Source organism: Rhizobacter sp. P2_H2 (genome assembly GCF_056403375.1).
This window is the reverse complement of the sequence record NZ_JBFUFP010001011.1, coordinates 1-1,961: the sequence shown is the minus strand read 5'-3', so window position 1 is coordinate 1,961 and position 1,961 is coordinate 1. Positions and strand designations below refer to the sequence as shown.

The window sequence follows — 1,961 nt, the reverse complement described above, 5'->3', positions numbered from 1 at the left end:
GAATCCGACACCGCGAACTCCAGCAGCGCCGCATGGTTGTGCGCCGCGCTGCTGGCCGGCATCTTGGTCACCGAGATCATCACGTGCCCGCGCTCGGTGAACTTCACCGCATTGCCCAGCAGGTTCATCAGCACCTGGCGCAGCCGCGCCGCATCGCCGTAGGCGCGCACCGGCAGGTCGGGGCCCATCTGGCAGATCACCTCCAGCCCCTTGGCATGCGCCTGCACCGCCAGCAGCTCGGCCACGTCGTAGGCCACCTCGCAGGGGTTGAACGGCAGCGATTCGACCTCGAACTTGCCGGCCTCGATCTTCGAGAAATCGAGGATGTCGTTGATGACGCCCAGCAGCGCCTGGCCCGAGCGGTGCGCGCTGTCGGCAAAGCGGCGCTGCTGGTCGTTCAGCGTCGTGCCCATCAGCAGCTCGGTCATGCCGAGCACGCCGTTCATCGGCGTGCGGATCTCGTGGCTCATGTTGGCGAGGAACTGCGACTTGGCCTGGCTGGCCGCCTCGGCCGCATCCTTCGCGGCCTGCAGCTCGGACAGGTGCTGAGCCTTCTCGGCCGAGGCCAGCTCCATGCGCCGGCGGATCAGGAAGCCGTAGACCAGCATGCCCAGCGTGATCGCGGTGACGCCGACGGCGCTCGCGAACTCGAGCCAGCGGTAGCGGCCCACCGACTGGCTCAGCGCATCGAACTGCGCCTTCTGCAGCGTGCGCGAGATGCGCGAGACACCGCGCAGGTCTTCCTGCAGCAGCGCATAGCTGCGGTCGACCTCGACCATCGCGCGCGAGGCCGCATCGAGCCGCTGCTCGCCGAAGCGCTGCAGCGTGGTCTCGGATTGCTCGACCATGCGCTGCACCGTGTTGCCGGCCGATTGCAGGCCCTGCACCATCAGCTCGCGCTCGCCTTCGGCCGGGTGGGCCTCGAAGCGCTGCATCGCGGCCGCGAGCGCCTGCTTGAAGCGCCCGTGCGCGGCATGCAGCCGCTCGCGCTCGTGGTCGACCTGGCCCGACGCGAAGATGTCGTTGGCCGGGGCGTCGACCTCGCCGGCCAGGCGGCGCAGCTCACCCAGCGCCTCGAAGCGGGCGGCCCAGCCGCGGTCGGCGGCGAGCGAATCGCCGAAGCGCTCGTTGACCTTGACGCCCAGGAACTGGTCGAGCCCGATCACCACCAGGATCAGCAGCGCGGCCGCACCGTACAGCAGTTGCCACGAGCGCTTGCGAGCGGAGGGAACTGCGACGGGGCCGGAAGGTGTCATGGTGTCCTGCGAGGCGCTGCGCGGGATGTTACGACGATCCCCGCGGCAATCAATCCGAACGCCGCGACGTGGTACCACTGCGGCCCTTCGCCCAGCATCGCGGCCGACATCAGCGCGGCGAACACCGGCGTCAGGTTCGCGAAGAAGGCCGCCACCGCCGGCCCCACCGCGGTGACGCCCGCGCCCCAGCAGAAGTACGCCACGATCGACGGGCCGATCGCCACGTAGGCGAGCGCCGCATACACCGCGCCGGACCACATGATCGGCTGCCCGCCGAGCGCCTGCTCGGCGCCCGCGCCGGCACCGGCCCACAGCGCACCGAAGCCGACCTGGGCGAGCAGGAACTCCGCGGCGCTCCAGGGCGGCCGTTCGGGCGGGCGCATCGAGGCCGGCGGGCGCGCCAGCATCCAGCTGTAGACCGCCCACAGCGCGGTGGCCAGCAGCATCAGCAGGTCGCCGGGCACCAGGTGCAGCTGCAGCAGCGTCGACGGGTGGCCGTGCGACAGCACCAGCGCCACGCCGAGCAGCGACAGCACGGCGCCGGCCCCCTGGCGGCGCGTCGGCCGCTCGCCGTAGGCCAGCGCGCCGACCGCGAGCATGAAGAGCGGCGAGCTGGCGGCGATCAGCGTCACGTTGATCGGCGTGGAGGTGGTGACCGCCATGTACTGCAGCGCGTTGTAGCTGCCGACGCCCATCAGACTGAGC

Annotated in this window: 2 protein-coding genes; both read right to left on the bottom strand. The window is 70.9% G+C overall.

Annotated features, from left to right (window positions below; genetic code table 11):
- A partial coding sequence (locus tag AC1D15_RS29445; RefSeq protein ID WP_477828809.1) for a histidine kinase dimerization/phospho-acceptor domain-containing protein occupies window positions 1-1,256 on the bottom strand: 1,256 nt, incomplete at its 3' end.
- Window positions 1,253-1,961, bottom strand: a 709-nt coding sequence (locus AC1D15_RS29440) for a DMT family transporter (protein ID WP_477828808.1), incomplete at its 5' end; no start/stop codon positions are given. The genes AC1D15_RS29445 and AC1D15_RS29440, both read right to left, overlap by 4 nt.